Source organism: Pedobacter soli (assembly GCF_900101435.1).
In the GTDB taxonomy this organism is placed as follows: domain Bacteria; phylum Bacteroidota; class Bacteroidia; order Sphingobacteriales; family Sphingobacteriaceae; genus Pedobacter; species Pedobacter soli.
The window spans coordinates 113,305-139,844 of the sequence record NZ_FMZH01000011.1 but is presented as its reverse complement, the minus strand read 5'-3'; the positions used below and the strand labels follow the sequence as shown (position 1 = coordinate 139,844).

20 protein-coding genes are annotated in these 26,540 nt (G+C 39.4%); 5 read left to right on the top strand and 15 right to left on the bottom strand.

Features of this window, described 5'->3' with window-relative positions; all coding sequences use genetic code 11:
• Window positions 1–107: 107 nt before the first annotated feature.
• From BLR37_RS20405 to BLR37_RS20385, 5 genes are all read right to left on the bottom strand, one after another.
• A complete protein-coding gene (locus BLR37_RS20405) occupies window positions 108–1,268 on the bottom strand; it encodes an RsmB/NOP family class I SAM-dependent RNA methyltransferase (RefSeq protein ID WP_090771844.1) in 1,161 nt (386 codons plus the stop codon).
• 29 nt (window positions 1,269–1,297) lie between these two features.
• On the bottom strand, window positions 1,298–2,512 hold the full coding sequence (locus BLR37_RS20400; protein ID WP_090771842.1) for a type 1 periplasmic-binding domain-containing protein: 1,215 nt from the start codon (window positions 2,510–2,512) through the stop codon (window positions 1,298–1,300).
• 121 nt (window positions 2,513–2,633) lie between these two features.
• Window positions 2,634–4,163 carry a glutamine-hydrolyzing GMP synthase gene (gene guaA, locus BLR37_RS20395; protein ID WP_090771840.1) on the bottom strand — a complete coding sequence of 510 codons (1,530 nt, stop codon included), beginning with the start codon at window positions 4,161–4,163 and terminating at the stop codon, window positions 2,634–2,636.
• 206 nt (window positions 4,164–4,369) lie between these two features.
• Window positions 4,370–4,828, bottom strand: coding sequence for a deoxycytidylate deaminase (locus BLR37_RS20390; protein WP_090771910.1), 459 nt, complete (start codon window positions 4,826–4,828; stop codon window positions 4,370–4,372).
• Window positions 4,829–4,892: 64 nt separating this feature from the next.
• Window positions 4,893–6,329, bottom strand: a complete 1,437-nt coding sequence (locus BLR37_RS20385; RefSeq protein WP_090771838.1) for an MFS transporter — start codon at window positions 6,327–6,329, stop codon at window positions 4,893–4,895.
• 143 nt (window positions 6,330–6,472) lie between these two features.
• Here BLR37_RS20385 and BLR37_RS20380 point away from each other — a divergent pair, with 143 nt between their 5' ends.
• Window positions 6,473–7,099 (top strand): LysE family translocator, encoded by a 627-nt coding sequence (locus tag BLR37_RS20380; protein ID WP_039477510.1) that lies wholly within the window; start codon window positions 6,473–6,475, stop codon window positions 7,097–7,099.
• 417 nt (window positions 7,100–7,516) lie between these two features.
• Here BLR37_RS20380 and BLR37_RS20375 read toward each other — a convergent pair whose 3' ends face one another.
• Window positions 7,517–9,418 carry an amidophosphoribosyltransferase gene (locus BLR37_RS20375; RefSeq protein ID WP_090771836.1) on the bottom strand — a complete coding sequence of 634 codons (1,902 nt, stop codon included), beginning with the start codon at window positions 9,416–9,418 and terminating at the stop codon, window positions 7,517–7,519.
• A gap of 211 nt (window positions 9,419–9,629) precedes the next feature.
• On the opposite strand from BLR37_RS20375, the gene BLR37_RS20370 reads away from it, so the two are divergent.
• From BLR37_RS20370 to BLR37_RS20355, 4 genes are read left to right on the top strand one after another with little or no spacing between them, the layout of a single operon-like run.
• On the top strand, window positions 9,630–12,413 hold the full coding sequence (locus tag BLR37_RS20370) for a TonB-dependent receptor domain-containing protein (protein ID WP_090771834.1): 2,784 nt from the start codon (window positions 9,630–9,632) through the stop codon (window positions 12,411–12,413).
• 1 nt (window position 12,414) lies between these two features.
• On the top strand, window positions 12,415–13,749 hold the full coding sequence (locus BLR37_RS20365; RefSeq protein ID WP_167356653.1) for a DUF4876 domain-containing protein: 1,335 nt from the start codon (window positions 12,415–12,417) through the stop codon (window positions 13,747–13,749).
• Window positions 13,750–13,755: 6 nt separating this feature from the next.
• A complete protein-coding gene (locus BLR37_RS20360; RefSeq protein ID WP_143009633.1) occupies window positions 13,756–15,339 on the top strand; it encodes a DUF6850 family outer membrane beta-barrel protein in 1,584 nt (527 codons plus the stop codon).
• A 3-nt stretch (window positions 15,340–15,342) separates the two neighbouring features.
• On the top strand, window positions 15,343–16,482 hold the full coding sequence (locus BLR37_RS20355; RefSeq protein WP_090771828.1) for a cytochrome-c peroxidase: 1,140 nt from the start codon (window positions 15,343–15,345) through the stop codon (window positions 16,480–16,482).
• Between the two features lie 655 nt (window positions 16,483–17,137).
• Here BLR37_RS20355 and murI read toward each other — a convergent pair.
• The 9 genes from murI to BLR37_RS20310 form a co-directional block, all read right to left on the bottom strand.
• Window positions 17,138–17,956, bottom strand: a complete 819-nt coding sequence (gene murI, locus BLR37_RS20350) for a glutamate racemase (protein WP_090771826.1) — start codon at window positions 17,954–17,956, stop codon at window positions 17,138–17,140.
• Between the two features lie 550 nt (window positions 17,957–18,506).
• Window positions 18,507–19,085 carry an OmpH/Skp family outer membrane protein gene (locus BLR37_RS20345; RefSeq protein WP_039477502.1) on the bottom strand — a complete coding sequence of 193 codons (579 nt, stop codon included), beginning with the start codon at window positions 19,083–19,085 and terminating at the stop codon, window positions 18,507–18,509.
• 66 nt (window positions 19,086–19,151) lie between these two features.
• On the bottom strand, window positions 19,152–19,682 hold the full coding sequence (locus BLR37_RS20340) for an OmpH/Skp family outer membrane protein (RefSeq protein WP_039477501.1): 531 nt from the start codon (window positions 19,680–19,682) through the stop codon (window positions 19,152–19,154).
• Window positions 19,683–19,786: 104 nt separating this feature from the next.
• The gene (bamA, locus tag BLR37_RS20335; RefSeq protein ID WP_090771908.1) at window positions 19,787–22,327 is read right to left on the bottom strand and encodes an outer membrane protein assembly factor BamA; all 2,541 of its coding nucleotides are present in this window, start codon (window positions 22,325–22,327) and stop codon (window positions 19,787–19,789) included.
• A 150-nt stretch (window positions 22,328–22,477) separates the two neighbouring features.
• Complete coding sequence (locus BLR37_RS20330; RefSeq protein WP_090771823.1) at window positions 22,478–23,218, bottom strand: isoprenyl transferase; 741 nt, start codon at window positions 23,216–23,218, stop codon at window positions 22,478–22,480.
• A gap of 19 nt (window positions 23,219–23,237) precedes the next feature.
• Window positions 23,238–24,044 (bottom strand): type IX secretion system protein PorG, encoded by an 807-nt coding sequence (gene porG / locus BLR37_RS20325; RefSeq protein ID WP_090771821.1) that lies wholly within the window; start codon window positions 24,042–24,044, stop codon window positions 23,238–23,240.
• Between the two features lie 2 nt (window positions 24,045–24,046).
• Window positions 24,047–24,928: an NAD kinase gene (locus tag BLR37_RS20320; RefSeq protein WP_039477489.1), complete on the bottom strand. Its 882-nt coding sequence runs from the start codon at window positions 24,926–24,928 to the stop codon at window positions 24,047–24,049.
• A gap of 9 nt (window positions 24,929–24,937) precedes the next feature.
• A complete protein-coding gene (locus BLR37_RS20315; RefSeq protein WP_090771819.1) occupies window positions 24,938–25,600 on the bottom strand; it encodes a CBS domain-containing protein in 663 nt (220 codons plus the stop codon).
• Complete coding sequence (locus tag BLR37_RS20310) at window positions 25,600–26,364, bottom strand: alpha/beta fold hydrolase (protein ID WP_090771817.1); 765 nt, start codon at window positions 26,362–26,364, stop codon at window positions 25,600–25,602. The genes BLR37_RS20315 and BLR37_RS20310 overlap by 1 nt, the downstream gene beginning before the upstream one ends.
• Window positions 26,365–26,540 lie beyond the last annotated feature (176 nt).

Here is a 26,540-nt window from a genome sequence, read left to right as displayed (position 1 = left end):
ATTATGAACAGCTTTGAAGAATATACCTTAATTATTGGAGCAATAGCCGTTTTAATCGAAGCGGTAAAATACTTCAAAAAGAATTTCAGATCCTGGTTTGAACATGGCTAGGTTTTGATCAGCCTTGCCACAAACATCGTATCGGCCTGATTTTCATAACCCTTTATCAATTCCATTTTTTCCAATTCGAGCGGTAGTGTATCGGTAAGGTGTTTAACCACTGCTTCATTTTCTGCTGCACAGGCCGAACAGGTAATATAAATTAAAGGTTTGCCCGGTTTAAGGTATTTTACTACGTTTTGAGCTATCCCCTTCTGTATCGTTGCAAACTGATTGATTTTGCGTTCATCGAAAAAGGTCAGCATTTCGGGTGTACGCCCCCAGGTGCCCGATCCGGTACATGGTGCATCTAAAATTATCCCGTCAAACTGGTAGTGGTGTAAAACCTGATCGTTGTTCTGCAACAGATCGAGTTCTTTTTTGTGGTATTTTTTAATTCCTGCCAAACGGAAACGTTCATCCAGGTTCTGGAGTACACTTTCTCTCAGATCGGTTACCAGAAGCTCAATTACAGGCTCAAAGCTATGTAAGAGCAAGGTCTTCCCACCCGATGCGGCACAACAATCCCACCACTTATCCCATTTATTGGGCTTAAAGTACTCGCCTGTATGCTGCGACGAAAGGTCTTGCACCTGGTAACTGCCTTCTGCTAAAATAGTTTCGAGTTTAGTTCCATTGGGCAATGCCAAAGCGGTATTAGAAATGGCTTTTACAGCAATATTTTCACCTTGCAACTTAGCTACAATAGCGGCTGAATCGGCCTCAGCCACACGGATAAATAAATCAGGCTGTTGAAAAAAGGAAGCAAAAAACTGCTCTTTATCTACATTTTCAGAAAGCGCCGCATGAAAAGGATATACCTGTGTTAAATCGAAATCAGGATATTTTGTCTTAATCCGCAAGAGCTTTTCTTCAAGCGGCAAAGCAACATCACTTGATAAATCAGGCAGGTTCTTCTCTACAATCAGGCTAAGCGTATCGTGACACAAAAAATCGGCAATACTTAAACGTTCTTCGTTATTGAGTGCCGGCAAGGCCTTTCCTAAGCGAAAAAAACTATAAATGTGGCGGGTAGCCCATCTCCTGTCTGAGGATCCCATCTGCTTATGCTGCTTAAAATAAGCGGGCAGAAAGCGATGTAAAGGCAAACTTCCGTCGTAACTGTTTAAAATCTGTTCAAAAGCCCTGATCTGATGGTCTACTCTCATGTATAATTGGGATGGAAGAAATTTATCGTTTACTCAACAATGTTTAAGGCAAAGTTCTTAAACTTTAACAACATTAAGCTGGTGTTAATATAACCTAATTTTTCATCATGGATGAACGAAAAATTATTGTGTAAACCTTTATAGCGGTCTTTTACCAGATAATCTTTATAATCTTCGCCATAAGTGCTTAACAAGCGGCCAAAGTAATAGCCAATATCGAAACCCTTAAAGGCATATTCGCCCGGTTCGAAACCATATTGATAGCGGTATTTTTTAATAAAGGTAGTAACCGCGCTATTTTTATAATCGATTTTGTAAGATGAGCTGATAATGGTATTCAAATCCTGCATTTTATCAGTCGGGTAGTTTTGTTTTACCCAATTTGGATGCCCGAAAAGTGAAATATTATAACCTCCTGACGGAAGATGTTTTAATTTGTACAGTTTTTCGATGGTAGGCAGCACAAAAGCACGATCGGATGAAGTTACCACCACCGCGTATTGTTTCCCTTTGATCATTTTGGTTTCGAAAGCATAGGCGGAAGTATATTCCTGCACAATGAATTTTGTATTGCCTTGAAAATAAGTGCGGATTGGTGCTGCAAATTGCTCATCTTCCGTTTTTCGCGGATTGATAAGCACCACAATTGTATTGGCTGGATTAAAGTTTTTAGCAATGTAGGCCCCGATCTTTTTCGCGTGCAAATCGATATTGTTTACAATAGAAATTAGGTTCGGGTTGTTAAAATCGGCAGGTTGCGATGCTGCTAGGGGCGATACCACCAGTGCATTGTTTTCTTTCGAATAGTTGGAAATAAATTTCAAGCCATCCGGAAAAACAGGACCTATAATTAAATTGCTTTGCTTAAAACGATCGTTCTTAAACAAGGTAGCAATATGTGCATTGTCATCGTCAGTATCGAAAACATTGAGCTTGAAATTTAGACCTTGAGCAGCTGCCGAATCTAAACCCAGTTTAAAACCCTGATAAAAATCGATGGGCATGGCATACTTTTCAATTTCTGCTTTGGTAGCCGTTTTTAAATTCAGCTCGCTTAACTTAAACGGAACCAGTAAGGAAACACTGGCACCCTGCGCAAACTTTTTAACCGGTTTTTTCTCAACAGGTTTTTCTTTCTCAACAGGTTTAGCTGCTTCGGGTTTAGGCGTCCTAATTTTAGGCGAACATGCCGCTAAAACCAACGCAGACCAAACCAGTAATCCATAAACCTTTTTGAAATTCATACCTATCGTTTTTAACAAAATATGCCAGCAAAGTTTATTCCACCTTGCCAGCATAAGCCTATTATTTATGTTGTTTGGACTAAAAACTCCAAACCAAAAACTCACAACTCCAAACTGGAAGCTATTCCCACTCAATAGTTGCCGGTGGTTTAGAGCTGATATCATATACCACCCTGTTAATACCTTTCACCTTGTTGATGATCTCGTTAGAAATTTTAGCCAATACCGGATAAGGTAAGTGACACCAATCGGCAGTCATACCATCAAGCGATTCTACCGCTCTTAAAGCAATTACGTTTTCGTAAGTACGCTCATCGCCCATTACACCAACAGATCTTACCGGCAAAAAGATTGCTCCTGCCTGCCAAACTTTATCGTATAAGCCTGCTTCTTTGAGGTTATCGATATAAATTTTATCGGCATCCTGTAAAATAGCCACTTTTTCGGCAGTCACTTCACCAATAATACGAATACCTAAGCCTGGTCCAGGGAAAGGGTGACGGCCTAAAATAAACGATTCTAAACCTAAGGCAGTACCAACTCTTCTTACTTCGTCTTTAAACAAAGTTTTAAGTGGCTCTACTACTTTAAGTTTCATGAAATCTGGCAAGCCACCCACGTTGTGGTGCGACTTAATTGTAGCCGACGGGCCTTTTACCGATACCGATTCGATGATATCAGGATAAATAGTACCTTGAGCAAGCCATTTTACATCTTGTATTAAGTGCGATTCTTCATCGAATACTTCGATAAATACACGACCAATGATTTTGCGTTTTTGCTCCGGATCTTCTACACCAGCCAACTGGCTTAAAAATTTATCTTTTGCATCAACACCTTTAATGTTCAGTCCAAAATCTTTGTATTGTTCTAAAACACTTTCGTATTCGTTTTTACGCAATAAACCATTATCTACAAATATGCAGTGCAAGTTGGTTCCAATTGCTTTATGCAATAATACCGCGGCCACGCTGCTATCTACACCACCCGAAAGGGCTAAAACAACCTTATCGTTACCCACAGTAGCTTTAATATCGGCAATGGTAGTTTCAACAAAAGCTGCCGATGTCCAGTCCTGGCTGCAACCACAAATATCTACCAGGAAGTTTTCTAAAAGAATCTTTCCATCGATACTGTGCGTTACCTCCGGGTGAAACTGAATGGCATAGGTATCAGAATCTTTAATGTGGTAAGCAGCAACCCTTACGCTATCCGTACTGGCAATCAGTTCAAAATTATCAGGAATGCTGGTAATCGTATCGCCATGGCTCATCCATACCTGCGAATCGATGTTAATGCCTTTAAATAATTTGTTTTCCTGGTTAACGAAGTTAAGGTTTGCACGACCATACTCGCGTGTTGAAGAAGGCTGTACATCGCCACCTAAGTGTTGGGCAATGTATTGTGCACCATAACAAACAGCCAGTAAAGGGTATTTTAAATGGTATTTCGATAGATCGATTTGAGGGGCATCTTCCTGACGAACAGAGTATGGACTACCTGAAAAAATGATCCCTTTTACATCGGGGCTAATCTCAGGAAGATTGTTGTATGGATATATTTCACAGTAAATATTTAGTTCGCGAACCCTGCGGGCAATGAGTTGTGTAAACTGCGAACCAAAATCGACGATAATGATTTTTTCTTGCATCCGCAAAGGTACCAATTAGATATGAGATTTGAGACGGTAGATTTGAGATTTTTACGAGAAAAGTCAGGAGTCGGTAGTCCGAAGTCCGAAGTTAAAAATGGACAGATAAATTGCTAATTAGTTTCCTCAATTAACCGGTTTAAACAATTAACCGGTTAACCTGTATACAACTTGCAGTTACCAATGGCAAATGAACTAATGAACACCTACGATTCCAGCAAAATCACTTCCACACCAAACTTTCTCAAAAAGTCAACACCTTCATCACTTGGTAAGCCTTTGTAGGTTGCATAAGATTTAGAATAATAAACCAGTTTGATACCTGATGATAAAATAAGCCGCGCGCAGGCAATGCAAGGCGATAAAGTAGTATACAGCGTACAACCTTCAATCTTCGCTCCGTTTTTAGAGGCGTAAAGGATTGCATTTTCTTCGGCATGCAGAGCCAGAGAACAGCTTCCTTTACTGTCGCGGGCACAACCATGCTCCGGCCATTCCTCATCACAATTATGGGTGCCTGCCGGCGGCCCGTTGTAACCGATAGAAATAATGCGTGTATCTTTTGTTAAAACTGCACCTACATGCGCACGCACACAATGTGAGCGGGCGGCCAAATCGGTGGCCAGGTTCATAAAAATAGAATCGAAACTCGGTTTATCTGTCATTTGTTGAAATAAAAAAGCCACAAAGAAATGCATCTTTGTGGCTGCTAAATTAGTTGATTAAAAATTAATGTCCGCCAGAAATTTTCTGATCGAAGTTAATTCCTTGTGATCTTAATATCGCTGCTACTCTCCAGGCATAAAATGCCAGGTAAGCAAAGCAGATAATTCCTACAATATAGCTATACTGAATACCTGTAAACTCAGAAACATAACCTTGCAACCAGCTGATGATACCACCGCCCATAATCATCATGATTAAGAAGCTACTACCCTGACTGGTATGTTTACCTAAGCCACTAACAGCTAAAGTAAAAATACATGGCCATAACGTACTGCAGAACAAACCAACGCTTGTAATGGCATAAACACTCGTCATACCTGTAGTAAACATACCGATTAATAAAGCAGTAATACCGATACCCGAGAAAATCAATAACATCCGGGCCGGGTTACCTTTACTGGCCATATCTGCTACAATTAATACCAGAATAATAGCTGCATAAACGTAAAAAGGAGCTAAATCATGTTTTGCAATTGCGTTTACTACCAGGAAAATACCAAAGGCTAAATAAGGTGCAATAAAACGCAATACTTTTTGCGTGCTCACATTATCGGTAAAAGCTTCAACAGCACCGGTCCAACGACCAATCATCATGCTGGCCCAGTATAACGAAATATAGGGTGCAATATCTTTAATTTCGAAACCTAAATCTTTCTCCATGTAGGCTGGCAAGTTACTCGCCGTCGAAACCTCAACACCTACATAAACGAAGATGGCAATCATACCCAAAACAAGTTGTGGATAGTTCAATGCTGACCCCTTAATCGATTTAGTATCTTCTGCCGAGGCTTCCACTAAAGCAGGTCGATCAGGCAACGATGACATTTTTAAGAAAATCGCCACTGCAATAAAAGCTACTCCCAAAATCAAATAAGGAATTTTAACACTTTCTACACTAATGTTGGTGTTTGCATTTGCAGCCGAACCAAAAATGGCAAAACTTACAATAAGCGGTCCAATGGTAGTACCAAAGTTATTAATACCGCCAGCTAATGTTAAACGTTGTGAACCTGTTTTAATTGGCCCCAAAGCAATGGCCAGCGGATTGGCAACAGTTTGCTGTAAAGAGAAACCCAAAGCTACAATAAACAAGCCCGAAAGCATTAATGGGAAAGAGTGAAGATTAGCAGCCGGGTAAAAAAGTAAGGTACCTGCTGCAGAGATAACCAAACCGAGTGACAATGAATTTTTATAGCCCAGTTTATTTACAATATCTTGTCCCATAATAACGGAGATTACATTGTAGATTACTGCACCCACCGTATATGCAATGTAAAATGCCAAAGAAACTAACTGACTTTCGGCTTGCGATAAATCAAAAGCCTTTTTAAATACCGGGATGAGAATGTCGTTACTGGCGGCTACAAAGCCCCAAAAGAAGAATACAGTGACCAGCGGGATAAACTGCCCCCACTTGGTTTGTGTTTGTTCTGAATTCATATTATAAATTTAGTTTTAGTGGGTCTAAACATAAATAAAAAAAATTAATAACCAGTATTTTTTATGCAACCTGTGCAACAAAAATAAATGTTATATGTTTAGGTATAAAATTGCATATTCGCATATTCTAAACAACACAATGCATGTTTGAAGCCATATTACTAGGTATAGGAGCAGGGATTATTTCGTCGTTTTTAACAGGGCCGGTATTTTTCGCAATGATTAAAACCAGCATAGAAAGGGGCTTCAAAGCAGGTTTTTCTTTAGCAGTTGGGGTGATTATCAGTGATGTTATCCTCATTGGCTTAGTACTTTTCGGCAGTCAGTTTTTCGATTATAAAGCCGAATTCGATAAATATGTAGGGAGTATTGGTGGGGTGTTTCTGCTTGCTGTCGGCATATATTACCTGGTTTCTAAAATCACTGTGCATTACGATAGTACCACCCTTCAAAAAGTAAGCAAACGGGGTTATGTGCTCAAAGGTTTTTTAATGTGCATCCTCACCCCTTCTACCCTCATGTTCTGGATTATTGTGAGCGGTATTATATCGGTTAAGCTTAACAACATGCTTAACGAAAAGCTGGTTTGCTTTTTCATTGCCATGGCCACCCAACTCAGTATCGATGGCGCCAAGAGTTTTTACTCCAGTAAACTCCGTTATAAAATAAAGGAAGATGCCCTTAAAAAGCTGAATAAAATTGCTGGTGTGGTAATCATCTTTTTCGCTTTCTGGCTCATTATTAAAACCTACCTTAAGTTTTACGCATAAAATTTACCACAATTTATTAGCCTCCGCGTATTAAATGCCATTTGGTGCCCTTGTGTTTTAGTTGTGTATTTTTTTTTGAAAAGCAATGCCTGTGCTGCTGTTAAACGTTAGTCCTGCCAATGCTGCAAGTCCTCGCCCGGTGAAAAACCGGCCTCCGGGCTTTCCGCGAATGTCAGGTTTAGGTACGAAAAGGTAATACATTAACGGAATATCACCGGAGCAAATGTTGGAAATCTGCTTTGTACCCTTGTGCCTTAGTGGTAAAAATCGCCTACAGGATCGTCGTTTCGAGTGGAATACTACTCTCTATTTCTCTGTGCAAGCTTCATGTTCTCTGTGGTAAAAAACAAAAAAAATAGCCCATATCTGCGATATGAGCTATTCGTTATTCAAGTCCCCTTTAGGGGATTTAGGGGCCTAGTAAGCCCTTTGGTTATTTCCTTCTTTCCAGTTAACAAAAGCTTTGTTAACCACTTTGTTACCACCCGGGGTAGGGTAATTTCCAGAGAAATACCAGTCACCTTTGTTTTTCGGACAAGCTTCGTGCAGGTTCTCCAAACTTTGGTAAATTACTTCAACCTCAGCAACAGTACCTTTTGGGGTAATAATCTGCGCAATTTTGGCCGAAATTTCTTCTGGTGTAAAAGGCTTGTAAATATCTTTAACATGGTTTACAATCTCCTCTTTAGGCAATAATAACGAAGCTTTACATTTGGTGTAAACATCTTCAATTACCTGCCACATACCGCGCTCGGTAAGCAATTGTATCGCTGCATCAAAAGCTACAAACTGTCCCATACGGCTCATATCTATACCATAACAATCAGGGTAACGGATTTGAGGTGCCGAAGAAACAATGATAATTTTCTTAGGATGTAAACGATCTACAATTTTAATGATACTTTGCTTAAGTGTAGTACCCCGAACAATCGAATCGTCTAAAGCTACCAAAGTATCCTGGTGGTTGTTGATAATACCATAAGTAGTATCGTACACGTGAGCTACCATTTCGCTTCTATCCGCATCCTGCGTAATAAAAGTACGTAGCTTCACATCTTTAACCGCCAATTTTTCTACCCTTGGCGCCAGCGATAACAACTCGTCTAACTGCTCGTCGTTTAGCTGCTCCTTTTTATGTAAAAGTGTTTCTTTCTGAAGGTTACGTACATAACGCTGTACGCCATCAACCATACCGAAAAAGGCCACTTCGGCAGTATTCGGGATGAAAGAAAATACCGTGTTTTTTAAATCGTAGTTAACGGCTTTCAAAATTTTATCGCTCAATAAACGACCTAGCTGTTTACGTTCGCGGTAAATTTCAACATCACTTCCTTTCGAGAAATAAATGCGCTCAAATGAGCAAGATAATCTTTCGGTAGGCTCGCGGAACTGCTCCATGCTTACCTCGCCGTTTTTCTTGATAATTAAAGCATGACCTGGATCAATCTCTTTAACATCTTTGAACTGAATGTTGAATGCAGTTTGTAATGCAGGACGCTCAGAAGCTGCAACCACAATTTCATCATCGTAATAGTAATATGCCGGGCGGATACCTGCAGGATCGCGCATGATGAACGAATCGCCATTACCAACCATACCACAAATCGAGTAACCACCATCCCAGGTTTTAGCCGAGCGGCGAAGGATGTTGGCAATGTCTAAGTGTTCGGCAATTTTTTGCGTAATCGCAACATTGTCATGTCCTTCTTTTTTGTACTGATCGAAAAGCTCCTGGTTCTCGTCATCTAAAAAGTGACCGATTTTTTCCAGTACTGTAACCGTATCTGCCTTTTCTTTCGGATGTTGTCCCAATTCGTATAATTGTTCCAATAACTCGTCAACATTAGTCATGTTAAAGTTACCGGCAATTACCAGGTTACGGGTCATCCAGTTGTTTTGCCTTAAAAAGGGGTGGCAATTTTCAATACTGTTTTTACCATGTGTACCATAACGCAAATGACCCAATAACACCTCGCCAATAAAGCTTACGTTGTTTTTGAGCCATTCTGTATCCTGCATTAATTCAGGCGTGTTTTCCTGGATATCGACAAATTTGTTCTGCACATATTCGAAAATATCCGCTACCGCATTAGAGGCCATGCTCCGGTATCGGCTAATGTACCTGCTTCCAGGTTTCATATCCAGCTTAATGGTAGCAATACCTGCGCCATCCTGGCCCCGGTTATGCTGTTTTTCCATTAAAAGGTATAATTTGTTAAGGCCGTAAAGTGCTGTACCGTACTTTTGCTGGTAGTAAGAAAGTGGTTTTAACAGGCGAATGAAAGCGATTCCGCATTCGTGTTTTATCTGATCACTCATTGTGTGGGTTTGAAGCGGCAAAGTTATCTTTTTAAATCATCAGAACCTAAACAAAAATGCTTTCTTTTATTATGATGAGTTTAGGCTGACAGACAGCTTAAAGATCCTTTATTTCCCTACAATTCGTATTATTAATTAGAATCTTTCTAAATAATTTGCATAGTTAGTGTAGAATTCACACCTTTGCAACGTTATTAAGATTTAGTCTAAATTGAAAAAACTTTACACATCCCTATTATTCTTCTTTATTTGTTACACTGCGCTGGCGCAAATCAAGAACGTGGTTACCGGAAAAGTGGTCGACCCGCAAAATAAGCCATTGGAGCTTGTTAACATTAAAATTGTAGAAACCAACCAATATGCCATTACCGATAAGTATGGCATGTTCAGGGTTAACGGTTCGGAAACGAACAACGTTTTAACCCTCGAGTTTTCTTACATCGGCTACCAGAAGTTAAGCGTCCCCGTAACTGTTAAAGCCGGAGAAACTAATCTTGGAAATATTCAGTTAAAGGTTTTAGATCTAAGTCTGGAGAATATCGAGATCAACGCCAAGCGGAATTATTCGGGTTCAACCAACTCCTCGCTGATTATTACCAGAGATATGATTGAACAAACTCCGGCATTGAGCGTAAACGATTTGCTGAATCAGATTCCGAATAGGAAAATCCAGCCACCTTCACTACAAAATGTTCAAAATATTAATTTAAGGGCTGCCTATGCACCTACTACTGATGGGAAAGGCGCATTCGAGCTCAATAATGCATTCGGTATTGCCATTATTATGGATGGAAACACCATTAGCAATAATGCCAACATGCAAAGTTTTAATGCTGGTAGAGCAGGTGGAGTAGGCTTATCATTTGTAAAAAGTGGATCATACGGGATAAGAGGAACTGGCGAGCAGGACAGAACAGGCTACACCGGAGATTACACCTTTGGCGGAACAGACTTACGTCAAATCCCTGCCGATAATATTGAAAGTATTGAGGTTATTCCAGGTGTGGCACCAGTAAAATATGGCGATTTAACAGATGGAGCGATCATTATTGAACGCCAGGCCGGTAAATCGCCTGCTTATGTACGCATGCAGTTGCGCGATAATGCCACTTCATATAGTTTCTCCAAGGGTTTTGAAATCAGTCCAAAATATGGATCAATAAATGTTGGGGTAAATTACGTTAATTCGTTTCAAGATAACCGCGATAAATTAAAAGCTTACCGGAGGGTAACCACCAACACCATGTGGACAAATTCTTTTGGAAAAAGTAAACAACTAAAGAATACTTTTAGTTTAGATTATGGCAGGAATCTAGATGGGATTAAATTCGATCCGGATGATGAAAAAAGTACGAGAACCAAATTTGACAGCTGGAATTTTAGTATTGCAAACAGAAGCAATTATCGTTTCAACAACGGCTTCCTAAAAAATGTGGGCCTAAATTTAAGATATGCGGAAGGACATCAGGTTAGTTATAAAGAAGAGTTAGTAAATGATGCGTATGTATTATATAGTACAGCAACTACCACAGGAATACATGAAGGATATTATGATTCAGGAGTTTATACTGCAAAATCGCTGATAGATGGCCGTCCGATTACCGCATCAGCTAATTTGGATTTCACGGGAGGGTTTGCAACAGGAAATTTGGTACACAACCTGTCTTTTGGTACCAGCTTTAGCTATAGCGCAAACAAAGGGTTGGGCCAAACCATTGATCCGAATGAGCCGAGGGGTACAACAAGAATTGCAAGTACTTCTTTAGGTACAAAAAGTTCAGAACGCTATTACGACTTCAGGCTAGCACTTGCTCAGAAAGACCTTGGTTTTTATATTGAAGATCTTTTTACCGCAACTGTAATGGGTAGACCCTTAAATATCCGTGCCGGAATAAGATCTGATATACAAAATGGATATACTTCAATATCACCAAGAACAAATATCAATTACGAAGTAAATAAAAACCTTAGATTTGGTGTAGCTTATGGTTTATCGTATAAATCGCCTGGCCTAGCACAACGTTTTCCAGGGCCAACGTTTTTTGAAGTGCCATTGTTAAATGCCTATAATGGCAAGGTAAATGAAAGCACCTATCTGGTTTATGTAGAGCGTTACGAACCTACTAGTGTAGGGTTAAAACCATCAAGGAGCGAAAGCATTGAATTATCTGCACAATTAAAAATTGATAAATTTAACCTTTCCTTAACTGCTTTCAATAAAAAATCGCGGGGTGGCATATCTACCGTTCAAAATTTACAGAGCATTTTTCTACCAACCTATACTGCAACGATTAATAGTGGTGCAAAACCAACAATTAATCAAACAGGCACAAAAGCATATGCCATTAATTATTCAGTATTCAAAAATGATCTTTTATCTGATAATCAAGGTTTTGAACTGATTTTAAACACCCCGGAGATTAAACAGATCAAAACTTCATTTAACATTAGTGGTGGGCTTTTTAAAACTAAATCACGTTCGCTCTATAATTCATTAAGTAGTGAAATCCCAACCACTGTACCTAATGATCCAAACTACGCATATATTGGTGTTTATGAACCAAAAAATACGAGAGCGTATTTCAGCACAGGAAGAATTACCAGTTTAACCCATATCCCAAAGCTAAGCCTTGTGGTTTCTTTTATTGCAGAATTCCAATTATTAGATAAAGTTATCAGCCCAGAAAGCTCAAGAATTCCGCTTGGTTATTACACAAGCACCAATCAATATATAGCCATTACAAATTTCGATAAGAATAATACTTCCTATGGTCATTTATATAAAACTCCAGAGCAACAGGCCGAAGCAAATCTTCCTCGTATATTCTCAAATTACCACATGAGCATTGCAAAGGAGATTAAGAAGCGTTTCAAATTCGCTTTTAATGTATACAATGTATTTAATTACCAGCCTTATTATGTTACCCCAGCTGGTACATATAAATATCCAAATACCAGCCCAACATTTGGTGCCGAATTATCGATTAAACTATAAGATGATGAAAAAAATAATATTCGTAGCAACTGCTATTATATTTCTGTTCACAGCCTGTAAAAAATACCAGGGGAATACGCCAGAAATCCATCCGGTACAATTCAAAGTTATCGCATCATATGCTTCTGCTGATCTTGCAAAGATTTTACCAATTGCAAAAGTTAAACTTACATTTAAGAACAACAAGAACAATAAAGAAAACATTTATGACACTAAAGCTGATGGTACATTTTCTCTAGATTCTATTTCACCAGGAACCTATGATATTTCAGCCTCGATAGAAATTTCAGCTTCTGAATATTCTGCCCTTACAGGAGAAACAGTGACTAAAAATGTGGTTTTTAATGCATCAGAAAAAGCAAGAATCATCACCATTGAAAACGGCCAAAGTATCAATTTAAAACTTATTGCTGGCCCAACTGGCCCATGGGTAATTAAGCAAATCTATTTTGCTGGATCTAACACTACAACAGGCGCTAGTTTTAGAGATCAATTTATTGAAATTTATAACAACTCAGATTCTGTATTGTATGCCGATAGTTTATATATCGGCGAAGCATTAGGCATCCAAAACTTTACTGCTGTGAATATTTACAGACAAACGAACAGCCAGTATGATTGGAGTAAAGCCCAGGGAATGCCTACGGATGTTGATGCCAATAATGATTATGTCTATACCAGAGCCTTATTGATGATCCCTGGAACCGGAAAGCAATATCCGGTGCAACCAGGCAAGAGTATTGTATTGGCACAAACTGCTGTAAACCATAAAGCCCCTTTTACTGGCTCTGATGGGAAAGTAATTACGGCACGAGACCCATCTTTAACAATTGATTTGAGTGGTGCAGATTTCGAAGCCTATTATGCCCCTTTCCTGCCACGCCCTCTTGCTTCAGATATCGACAATCCTTTAGTACCCAATGTTGACGTTTTATCTTACAATGGAACCGATCTAATTTTGGAAACTAGTGGTAGAATGGGTTATGTTATTTTTAAAAACACAGGTACAACGCCTATTAAAGATTTACCTAAATATCCATATCCAACCATTGCTCCACCAAGCGCAAGTGCTGATAAATATTATCAGATTCCACTCTCCTTAATTATCGATGCCGTGGAGACTCAAACCAACGTAGCGACATCACGAGTACCTAAAAAGCTTGTTGCAAGCCTGGATGCCTTGTATACGTATGTTCCCAACGGAATATATTCCTCCCAATCTGTAATCAGAAAAACGGAAGCTATCGTAAATGGAAGGATAATTTTAAAAGATACCAATAATTCAGCAGAGGATTTTGACTACCTGCCGCTTGCCAATCCGAGAGGATTTAAATAATTATCCATGGTCAAAATATCTCATAAAATTAAAATGAAGCATACCTTTCTATCTATATTCTTATTTTTTGGCATCGCATTTACCGGGTCAGCTCAGGTTAATGATGCTTTAAATACAGCAACAAATAACAGACAATTCTCTGCAGATTCAGCTCAATTCAGCGCCTATGACTTTGCAAAAACGAGTCCTTTTTTTATTAAAAAGTTAATGCCTTTAACTTTTAATAGCTTAAGTATTAATCAAATTTTCGAGAAGGGACATTTGATGAAAGCCCAGGATGCGACACAAGTTAACACAACAGCTTTAAGCACAGAAGGAATTTCACAACTTAAATCTATCACATTATGGGGTTTGTTTTCATACAATAGATCTGTAGAAGATAGTACATCATTTTCACACCAAACCAGAAACAATTTAGCAAATCCATACTATTTTGGTTCTGTTAAAAATCTAAATTATCAAAGAACAGTTTACAACCTAAAAGCTTTAGCTAGTAAAAATTTACTAAATGAGAATTTGCCTTTTGGCTTAGGTGCCGATTACAGGATAGGCAACCATTATTCTACTAATGATCCTCGCGGAGAAATTAGCGATTATCAACTAAATCTGGTTGCATCAATTGGTTATAATATTACGAAAGAATTAGCTATAGGAGCGGCTTACAGGCATGGTTATGGTTTAGAAAAAGTAAATGTTGCCTATAAAAATAATAGCCTATCTCAAGGCAAAGTAATTCCGGAGTTTACCAATTATTTGATAAATGGTTATGGAGAGGGAGAAGAATATAATGAGAGAAGGACCTTTCAGAATAGCCAAACAAGAGATGGACTCGATGCTTATTTAACTTTTGAGAATGAAAAGATGGGAAGCTTTAATTTCACTTTTCAAACATCAAAAGAAAAGCAAAAGTTTGATTATCGAACTTCATCAGGGATTTTAGAATATATTAGTTTTAATTTAGTACGTGAAAATTATCGACTTTTTTGGTTAAAAAAGAATGCTTCAAACAGATTTAGCGCAGACTTAAGTTACACTAAAAATAATGGCTATAATTATTTAAATGTTTATCTCGCTAATAGCTATTTGTATAAAAACAATACTATCACAGCAAAAGGCTATTTCTCGTTAATTAAGAATCAAATCACCCATAATTTTGGCTTAAGTTTAAGTAAATACAAAGAACGCAAGCAAGATGGTATTGCCGGAAATGATATTGGATTTAACCAGTTGAATTACTCACTTAGCTATGGCATAAACCACCAGAATAAAAACAACCATAATTGGGGTTTGAGTTTAACTGGCTTATACAATCAATATCTTGATTCTGATTTCAGCGTGCTTTTAGCTAATGAGGGCGTATTCACCAGAAATGTAATTTACTACGATTACGCTTACAACACAACCTCGAAATTTGGCGCTAACCTATCTGGAGATTACAGTATCCCTATGTTTAAACAAATTCAGGCAGGTATTAAAGTTGCCCTTACTTACTGGAGAAGAGAAGATTTAAAAGATTTTGGCCGGGTATTAACCTATACCCCAGGCAAAGACCGTTTTTCTTCTAATATCAGCTTAAACCTGTATTTTTAACCCATGAATAAAATTTTTGCCATTCTTGCTCTTGCCCTCACCGGATTAATCCTATTTTCTTTTCAATCGGCTAATTTTAATGACGACGATGAGTTGAGTATTGATAGTCTGCGCAAAGTTTATTCAAAACCTACCAGCCAATGGCCAAAGCCTACCGTAGATGCAGGAGCGGTATTTCAGGAACTGGGCGAACTTCCACCCTCTCCGGTTGATTTAAAAAATGATTCAGTAAAAAAGGTGGTTGAACTGGGTAAGATTTTATTTTTCGATCCGCGTTTATCGGGTTCCAACCAGATTTCGTGCTCGAGCTGTCATGCGCCAGATTTGCACTGGACAGACGGTCGTCAGGTATCCATTGGTCACGATCATTTGGCCAATATCCGCAATGCCCCTTCTTTAGAGAATGTTTGGTTTTACAAGCGACTGTTTTGGGATGGCCGGGCCAACAGCCTCGAGGAGCAGGCCGGTAGTCCGGTGGCGGCACATAACGAGATGCACCAGGACATGAAAATTTTGCCTAAAAAGCTGAGTAAGATTAAAGGTTACCAACCTTACTTTATGGCCGCATTTGGCTCAAAGGAAATTACCAATAAACGCATTTTCGAAAGTCTGGCTACCTTTCAACGCAGCATTGTGAGTCGCAGAACGCCTTTCGACCGTTTTTTGGCCAAAGATAAAAAAGCACTTACCGATCAGCAATTGGTGGGTTTAAATTTGTTTCGCACCAAGGCACGTTGTATCAATTGCCATAACGGTCCGTTTTTTACCGATAACGAGTTCCATAACGATGGTTTAACTTATTATGGCCGTAAATACGAAGATTTAGGCTTGTACAACGTGACTAAAAAGGCCGAAGATGTGGGTAAGTTTAAAACCCCGGGCTTAAGGAACGTGATGAAAACCGCCCCATGGTTTCACAACGGTTTATTCCCCGATATGGATGGTGTAATGAACATGTACAATGTGGGCATGCCGGTACAAAGGGTAAAAACCGAGCAGGTAAACGATCCGCTTTTACCTAAAAATGATAAGCTGCTAAAAGGTTTAAAGCTAAGCATTGCCGAAAAAGATGCTGTTGTTGCTTTTTTAGATGCATTGTCATCGCCAACGGTGTTGGTGAGGGTTGAGCAGTTGCCGCAGTAGTTAGTTGGCAGTTTGGAGTTATCAGTTTGCAGTCGATTAACCGATTTAAACAATTAACCAGTTAACCGTTCCAGTTTGCAATTGATAGTTGGCGGTTCTCAGTTAACCAATTTAAACAATTAACCAGTTAACCATTTAGTTGGGAGTTGGAAGTTTGGAGCTTGGAGTGAGCTAACGAAATAGCCTAAATCCATATTTTACTTTGAAAGCTTCCTGCAGTGTGCAGCAACAAATCAAAGTTACTTTGAAACCTTCCTGCAGTGTGCAGCGACAAATCAAAGTTACTTTGAAACCTTCCTGCAGCGTGCAGCGACAGATTAAAGTTACTTTGAAACCTTCCTGCAGTGTGCAGCGACAAATCAAAGTAAAAAGTCTGGAGTTTAGCGTTGGGCGTGTTTTAATCAATTAAACCTGAAGAACCTATAAAAAAGATTGCTCAGGCTCGCACTAATCCAGCCTAGCAATGACGATATTCTTTTGAAGTTTGCAGTCGATTAACCAATTTAAACAATTAACCAGTTAACCGTTCCAGTTTGCAATTGACAGTTGGCGGTTCTCAGTTAACCAATTTAAACAATTAACCTCATTACAGTTTTCAATGGGCAGTTTACAGTACCAATGAACAAATGACTATTGAACCAATGAACCAAAAAAATTACATCTTACCCGATTTCAATGCTTCGCCGAAAAAGATAGAGGCATGCGCATCAAATGCAGCCGGATCTCCACTGGTATAAAAATGTCTTTCGCCTTGCTTACCTAGTTTTGCTTCGATTTCAGGATGCCTTGTCAAATAATCAACCAAACTATTGGCTACGATATCGCCCTGCGCCAGAACGTTGATATGATCAGGAAATACCTTTTTCAGTTTAGGCATTAATAAAGGGTAATGTGTACAGGCCAGCAGCACACAGTCTATATCGGCCGACTGATTCAAGAGTTGATTGCAGTATTCGTTAATAAAAAAATCTGCTCCGGGTTCCAGGTGTTCGTTGTTTTCAATCAGCGGTACCCACATCGGGCAACTCTGCTGATATACTTGTATTTCGGGGAAAAATTTATTGATTTCTAACAGGTAGGATTGCGAATTAACCGTTCCCCTGGTCCCCATTACTCCTACTTGTTTGGTGGTTGTATACTGATCTATTACTTCGGCTGTAGGCCTGATTACGCCGAGTACACGCCTATCGGGATACTTAGCTGGTAAATCGCGCTGCTGAATGGTTCTAAGCGCCTTAGCCGAAGCGGTATTGCAGGCCAGGATCACCAAATGACAACCTTTGGCAAAAAGCCATTCAACGCATTCTAAAGTATACTTGTAAATGGTATCGAAAGCATGATCGCCATAAGGCGAACGGGCATTATCGCCTAAATAAATATAATTGTAATCGGGTAATTTATCGGCAATTGAGCGGAATACCGTTAAACCTCCATAACCTGAATCGAAAATACCTATCGGGGCGCTACCTTGCATGCTTATTTAGGGTTAATTGTTTATTCTGGTTGTAAAGGTAGTTTTAATTTAGAAGTTAAATGTTGGAAAGTTGAAACGTTTAAATGTTCAGGGAGCTGAGCCTTGCAACATCTAAATGTTGGAAAGTTAGAAGGTTGAAAGGTTTGAATGTTCAGGGAGCAGAGCCTTACAACATCTAAATGTTGGAAAGTTCAAAACATTGGAAGGTTGTAATGTTCAGGGAGCAGAACCTTACAGCCTCTGGGGGTTGGAAAGTTAAAACGTTGGGAGGTTTAAGTGTTCAGGGAAATTTCCCCGTTTTAAAACCTTCCTAAGTCATGTAATAATAGTTAAGAAAGTCCTTCGACAGGCTCAGGATGACACACTATTAGTGCGCATTCCCTAAAGAGTATTACCATAGAAATAATGATTTCATTTGAGATGCTGAAACAAGTTCAGCAGGACGGCGCCAGATGGGCTAAAACAAAAAAGCGGAACTAAGTTAAACTTAATTCCGCTTTATATTTTGAACCGGGAAGGAGACTTTGGACTCCGAACTCCAGACTCAGGACTACTTTTTAGGTGCAGCTGGTTTTGCAGCAGTTGCCGAAATACCTAATTTAGTTTTAACTGCAGCTGTGATATCATCACCACCATCCCAGAAAACTAAGTTGTTACCACCTTGTCCGTTTGCGATATCGAAAACATAAGCTAAACCTTTTTCTTTAGCTACTGCCGAAATTGCAGTTGCTACTTTAGCCTGGATTGGCTGGAACAATTCGCCTTGTTTAGTACCGATATCTTGTGAAGCTTTTGTACGGGCATCAGTGATACGTTTCTCTAAATCCTGCAATTCAACACCAGCAGCCTGCAATTCTTTACCTACAGTTTCTTTGTTTGCCTCGCTTAAAGTTTTTTCTTTGTCTTGTGCGTTTTTCAATTTAGTCTGATATTCTTTGATCATTGCATCAATATCAGCTTGTTTTTGTTTACCCAAGGTTTCTAAAGTCGTTTGAGCTGCTTTAGCATCAGGTAAATTTGCAAATACCTCTTCAGAATTAATGTGCCCTAATTTTTGTTGTGCACTTGCCATATTCGCTGTAAACAATAAACCTGCTGCTACAAAGAATACGTTAATTAACTTTCTCATCGTTCTATTTTACTTTTTTTATTTTTTCTAATTGTTTGTTCCTTAAAATTCAAAGGGCCGAATATACTAATTATTTACAGTCCCTGGTTTGTAACCTAATTTTACCACTACATCATTACTTACATCGTAACTGCTGCTGGCATAAATCATCATCGTTGCTTCGCTGCTCTTATCGAAAATGAAATCCAGATATTTAGCTTTAGCAATTTGTTTAATGGCATCCGCTACTTTATCCTGTATGGGTTTAATCAGTTTGCTTCTGCTCTGAAAAAGCTCTCCGTCAGGTCCAAATTTAGAACGTTGAAATTCTTTAGCCTGCTTTTCTTTTTCAATAATTTCATTCTCACGGCGCTTGCGCATATCGTCGGTTAATAAAACCTGATCGGCCTGGTAAGCTTTGTACATGCGGTCTATTTCAGAAAAGTTCTGATCAACCTGCTGTTGCCATTGTTTAGAAGCTACTTCCAACTGGCTTAATGCGGATTTATATTCCGGTAAATGTTTTAAAATATACTCCGTGTCTACATAAGCAAACTTCTGTGCAAAAGCACCGAATGATGTGCAAAGCAGGAATGCGATAAAAAGATACTTTTTCATTTGTAAGTGTTTGTGTTTTAATGATCTTTAATAACCTAAGTTTTGTTTAAACTCAACTTGCAACGATTTATTGCATAATTAGTTATTTTTTTACTCTTTATCAATTAAAATCCACCTAATTGTTGTGCGATACTGAAGTGGAACTGTCCTTTGTTCGCATCTGGCAATCCAGGGATCGCATCGAAACCATAACCATAATCAATACCCAATAAACCAAATATCGGTAAGAAGATACGTGCACCCACACCTACCGATCTGCGGATATTGAACGGGTTAAAATCGCTGAACCTGTTCCAGGTGTTACCACCCTCAGCAAAGGCTAAAACAAAAGCTGTTGCCTGCTGACTAGCAATAACCGGATAACGCGCCTCTAATACATACTTGGTATAAATCGGGCTACCAGATTGCTGTGCAATGTTTGGATCAGAACCTACCGGGATAACGGTATTGTTCGAATAACCACGCATGGCAATCAGCTCAGATCCCTGTAAGAAATCGAAACCTTGCATACCATCACCACCCAGTTTAAAACGCTCGAACGCTGATTGACCTACGGCTTTGTTATACTGACCTAAGAAACCAAACTGTGCCTGAGCCTTGATAACCAAATTGCCTACTACGCGTTGATACCACTGCGAATCGAATTTCCATTTGTGATATTCCGTAAAGCGGTATTTTTCTTTATCAGATGCCGTTGCATAGTTGGTTTTGTTAAACAACGAGTACGGTGGCGTAGCCTGAATAGTGAAACGCAGGAACGAACCTGATTTCGGGAAAATAGGCGAATCTCTTGAATCGCGGCTTATCTCTTGTGATAAGTTTAAGTTATAAGAGGTACCGGTGCTGAACAAATAACCTGCATAGTTATTTAAGATGTACTGCTGCAAGTTAATGGCATGGCTTAACTGGAAATAGTTATCAGGCCAATTTAACCTTCTACCCAAACTTACGGTTACACCATTTAAACGGATTTTCTGGAATGAAGCATTATCAGAGCTTAAACCGTTTGATTGTAGTGAAGTAAATGCACTTACACCGAAGCTTACCGGTTTCTCGCCACCAAACCAGGGTTGAGAGAATGAGAAACTGTATGATTGGTAATATTTACCGTTGGTTTGTCCACGTAAACTTAATTTCTGTCCATCCCCTTTTGGAAGTGGTTTGTAAGCCTTTAAGTTAAACAGGTTACGCAACGAGAAGTTGTTGAAGGTTAAACCCAGGGTACCGATAATACGGCCACCGCCAAAACCACCTGAAAGCTCAATCTGATCTGAAGGTTTTTCTTCAACGGCATATTCGATATCTACTGTACCATCGGCCGGGTTAGGGCGCGGGGTTGGAACGGTTTTAGACTCATCGAAGTTACCCAGCTGACCAATCTCACGAATGGTACGGATTAAATCACTTTTGTTAAATTTTTGTCCCGGCTTGGTACGGATCTCGCGCAATACTACTTTATCGTTGGTAATGGTGTTACCTTTTAAAGTAATGCGGTTGTTGGTATACTGCGGACCTTCGTACATGCGCAGCTCTACATCAACTGTATCGCCACGGATGGTTTTAACCGGATCGATGTTGAAAGTTAAATAACCATTATCGGTATACAAACTGTTAATGTCACCACCGTTTTCGCCACCACCGTTTAGTTTTTTGTTTAAGCGCTCTTCGCTAAATACATCACCTCTTTCGATGGTTAATACTTTATTTAAAATACTATCCGGATAAATGGCATTACCGGCCCAGGTTACGCTACCCACATAGTATTTTTTTCCTTCGTAAAGGTCCATGCGGATATTTACCCTTTTGCTGTTGTGCTGAAAAATGGTATCTTTTAAAAGCGTAGCATCCAGATAACCCTTTTCCTGCATTTTGCCGATCATTTTGATCTTGTTCTCTTCGTATTTCTCTTTTGAGAATTTTCCTGAGCCCCAGAAACGCCACCAGGCAAATTGCTTAGGGTTTTTAAGGAATTTTCTAAGCTTGGCCGATTTAAACTCTGTATTTCCGGTAAAATCGATATGCTGTACTTTTACACGGCTCCCTTTGTTAATGTTAGCTTCTAAAACCACACTGTTTTCGGCATTCGGATCTTTACGGGTTTTATAATCGATAGTGGTAAAGAAAAAGCCTTTATCCAGCATGTATTTTTTTACGATAGCCGAAGTGGTATTGTATAAGTTATCGTTTACAATTTTACCGGTTTTATCGTTCAGCTTTTCCTGAATAGCAGTTCTTTGCGATTTGCTGATTCCTTTTAAATCGATAGAGCTTAAACGCGGACGCTCAACCACTTCAATTTCAAAAAAAACTGAATCCTGAACAAACTTTTCGATATTGAGTTTTACATCATCAAACAAGCCCTGTGCCCAAAGCGTTTTAATCGCATCAGAAGTAGCTTCGCCCGGAAGTACAATTTTATCGCCTTTGGTTAATTTAGAAAGGGTAATTAAAACCTCCTTATCTAAGTATTGGGTTCCGGTTACTGTGGTACCACCAATGATATATTCTTTTGGACTAAAATAATCGAGATCTAAGCCACCAACCTTTAAAGAGGGGGTTGCCGGCGCCTGACCTTGTGGACGTATTTGAGCGAAGGCCGGAGCGGCTAAAACTAGTAGGATTAAAACTTGAAATATTCTTTTCATTAAAATAATTTGTTCAGTAATGGCCACTAAGGCAACGATGTTTTTTCTAGCAAATTTTCTTTGAACCGTTACCCCGTTATGGTTTCATTTATCGTATAAAAGTGGTGCTAAGTTAGTTTAAACGCTTGTTAAAAAGTGTTAAAAGAAAAATTAGTTTAATTGTTCGCTAATTTTACCAAAACGGCGTTCGCGTTTTTGATAGTCAACAATGGCCTCGAAAAGATCTTCGCGACGGAAATCCGGCCATAAAACATCAGTAAAATAAAACTCGGTATAAGCCATCTGCCAAAGCAGGTAATTGCTAATCCGGTGCTCGCCACTTGTCCTGATCATCAGCTCCGGATCGGGGATATTTACTGTTGTTAATTTAGACGAAAACAGGTCTTCGTCTATGTCTGCTAAAGAAATGGTATCGTTTTTAACTTCGGCAGCAATTTTTTTGGCTGCTTCTAAAATTTCCCACTTGGCACTGTAGCTCAACGCTAAGGTTAGCGTACATTTTTCATTGTGGGCCGTTTTCTCCATAGCTTCTTTCAAATCGTTGATGCAGGCTTGCGGTAATGATTCGATATTGCCAATGGCATTAAGCTTAATATTGTTTTTATTAAGTGTTTCGGTTTCGTTGTTGATGGTCGAAATCAGAATCTGCATTAAAGCATCAACCTCTTCTTTCGGCCTGTTCCAGTTTTCGGTAGAAAAAGCATAAAGGGTAAGGTATTCAATACCTACCTCTACGCAACCTTCTACAATATCTTTTACAGAAAGTACACCTTGCTCATGTCCGAAAACCCGCACTTTTCCCTGGCCTTTTGCCCATCTTCCATTGCCATCCATAATTACAGCAATGTGCTTTGGCAGGCGGCTATAGTCTATTTGTTCTTTAAATCCCATTAATTATGTCAAAATCAGCTTAAAAGGAATAGCATTTTGAGGATACAAAGGTAAAAGATATGCCAACACTAACAAATAGATAAGTATCCCTTTTTCTAAAATCGCCTCTTTGGGTACCGGGATATCCGATTTGATTAGCGGAAGGATCGGATAAATTCACCCAATTCTGGCCACTTCTCACTAAAACGGGGTTAACGGGATAGCGGCCACTCACATCATCAATATAATCTGTCATGGGGGTTCTATAGCCCAGTTCGGTAAAAACACTCCAAGTATCTTTGTAGTTATACCTTAAGCCCAGGCCATATGGAATGGTTAGGGCCACATTGTTATAGCCATTTTCCTGACCTTCGGTAGCCAGGCGGTCTAAACGGTATTTTTCGCCATCAACCTTTACAGTGGGTTTAAAAACCACTAAGCCAGCACCTGCATACAAATATGGCGTAAACTGACGGGTTCCGCCTCCAAGGTTAAAATTGAAGAAATTAAAATCTATGATTCCGCTAAATTCGTTCAGGGTAGTTTTAAAACGCAGGTTCCTTTCGCGAAACTGCTCATTACTTGAATTGGCATCATCTGCCTGTACCTGCCCCAGGGTATAATTTAAACGCACCCCCAGATACTGGTTAAAATTGCGTTTAACATAAGCTCCACCAGAAAGTCCACTGATTTGCAAAGGATTATTCTGGTTCAAATCGCCCATATAACCTGCACCGCCTGCCATTAAACCCACCTCCCATGATGGCTCTCCCATCTCCTGCGCACGAACAAGCTGTCCGCCCAAAAGAAAAAAGAGGATTAAGAAGCGTAGTTTATTTGGCGTCATATCTAGTAGTTACGGGTATCTATTCCCCATAATAATTTATTCCTTAACGTGTTTAAATACGTTTCATTGTTGAGGCGGATAAGATTTACACAAAAATCGGCTTTTTTGATGGTAATTTTTACCGAACGTTCTACGGTTACGGTACGGCTATCGCACGAAACCAAAAACTTAGATTCCCTGGCTTCGACCTCAAAAGAGAGTTTATTATCATCAGGCACCACTACCGGCCTTACATTTAAATTGTGCGGTGCAATAGGTGTAATCACAAAATTTTCTGAATCGGGATAAATAATAGGACCACCGCAGCTTAAAGAATAGGCTGTAGAGCCTGTCGGCGTGGCAATAATCAATCCATCGGCCCAATAAGAGTTGATAAACTCATCGTTCATTGAGGCATGGATGATCATCATCGCCGAATTATCGCGACGGTGAATGGTAATATCGTTCAATGCGAAGTTTTCTTCGCCGAACAAACCGTTTTCCGACTCGAGAGTAAGCAATGAGCGGGTATCTAAGGTATATTCTTTATTAATCAGGGCGTGTAATGCCTCGCCGATTTCATTTTTGTTGATGCTGGCCAGGAAGCCTAAACGGCCAAAATTAATCCCGATTACGGGAATACCGGAATTTCGGATCAGCGACAAGGTATCTAAAAGCGTACCATCGCCTCCCAAGCTCAGTAATACGTCTGCCCGCTCTTTTAACTCGCTATGGTTATGGAAAACAACCGTGTTTTCGGGCAGTTTAATTTTGCCCTGAAGTGAAGTTTTGAATTTCGAATATAAAACGGGTTGGATATGATGGCTGGCCAGATGGTTAAAGACCTCCTGAACGTATGGTAAAACCGTATCGTTAAAATCTCTCCCGTAAATTGCAATCCTCATAAAGTAGGTTTATACATTTAAATAATTCATGAACGAATCGTAACGCTCCTGCGACCCATCATCAATCTGTGTGTTGTTGTATACTTCTTTTACCTGATAATCATACCTTTCGAAAGAAGCTACCAATGAAGTAATTTCAGTTTTATTTACTTTTAATGTGACTTCTAAACGTGTAGAATCTGCAAAAGAACTCACGTAAGAAGAAAGAATCTGTGCATTATCGGCTTCTACAATCTGCGAAATGTGTGCCAGCGAATTATCGCGGTTACTGATTTCGAGTACAATAATGCCTCCAGGCTCGTTTACGGCATACTGTTGTGCCACCGCATCAACCATATTGCCGATGGGAATGATGCCTGCATAATTTTTCTGCTGATCCAAAACCGGAACAGCGGTAAGCTTTAACTGGCTCAACAGCCTGATTACGTCGTAAGTATGTGTATCACTCTGTACGAAAACGTTCAGCAGATGTACCGACTCGTTATTTAAAAGGGTATCGTGATCTAGAATGCTCAACAAATCATCTTCGGCTACGAGCCCAACAAAAGCACTTTCGTTAACAACTGGCAAATGCTTTAGTTTAAAATCGTTCATCCGATCTAAAGCCTTTTGCACCGTGTCATCGCTGCTTAGTGTGGGTATAACATTCGATATGATTTCCTGAGCAAACATTATTTTAACAATATTCTGTCTAAAAATTTCTCTAAAAAAGCATTAAATATTTCGGGATGCTCCATCATTGGTGCATGCCCGCATTTATCTACCCAGTTCAATTCAGAATTGGGCAACAGTTCGTGAAATTCTTCGGCCACTTCTGGTGGCGTAACTTTATCGTTTTTACCCCAGATTAACGAAACCGGTATGGTAATTTTCGATAATTCTTTAGCCATGTTATGGCGTATAGCCGATTTTGCCATGGTTAAGATACGAATTACGCGCGATCTGTCGTTAACTGTTTTAAATACGTCGTCAACCAGCTCTTTGGTTGCCGTAGCCGGATCATAAAATGTAAATTCTACTTTCTCTTTAATATAATCATAACTCTCTCTACGCGGGAAAGAACCACCAAAAGCATTTTCGTATAAACCAGAACTCCCTGTTAAAACCAAAGCTTTAACAAACTCTTGATGGGCCACGGTAAATACCAAACCAACATGGCCACCAAGCGAGTTACCTACCAGCACCACCTGACTTAAGTTCTTGAATTTTAAAAATCTGTGCAGGTAGCGCGAAAGGGCTTTTACGCCCAGTGTTAAAATGGGTAAATCGTATATCGGCAAAATAGGGATTACCACATGGTAACGATCTTTAAAATGATCGATAACCGGCTCCCAATTGCTCAGTTCGCCCATTAAGCCGTGTAGCAATACCAGCGTTTCGCCTTTTCCAGCTTCGATGTATTTAAATCCGTCTTCTTCTATTACCTGGTATGTCATATATATAAATAGATGGTACTGTGCTACTAAGTTAGTAGAGTAAAATTAAATTTTTGCATTTCTTTGCCATTTTTCTGAAATAAAATCGAAAACGGTCTAAAAACGTCTTTTGCAAAGCGTGAAGCGGCAAGCGGTTAGCGATAAATACGCTTTAAGCTTTAGTCTTTCCGCTTTTA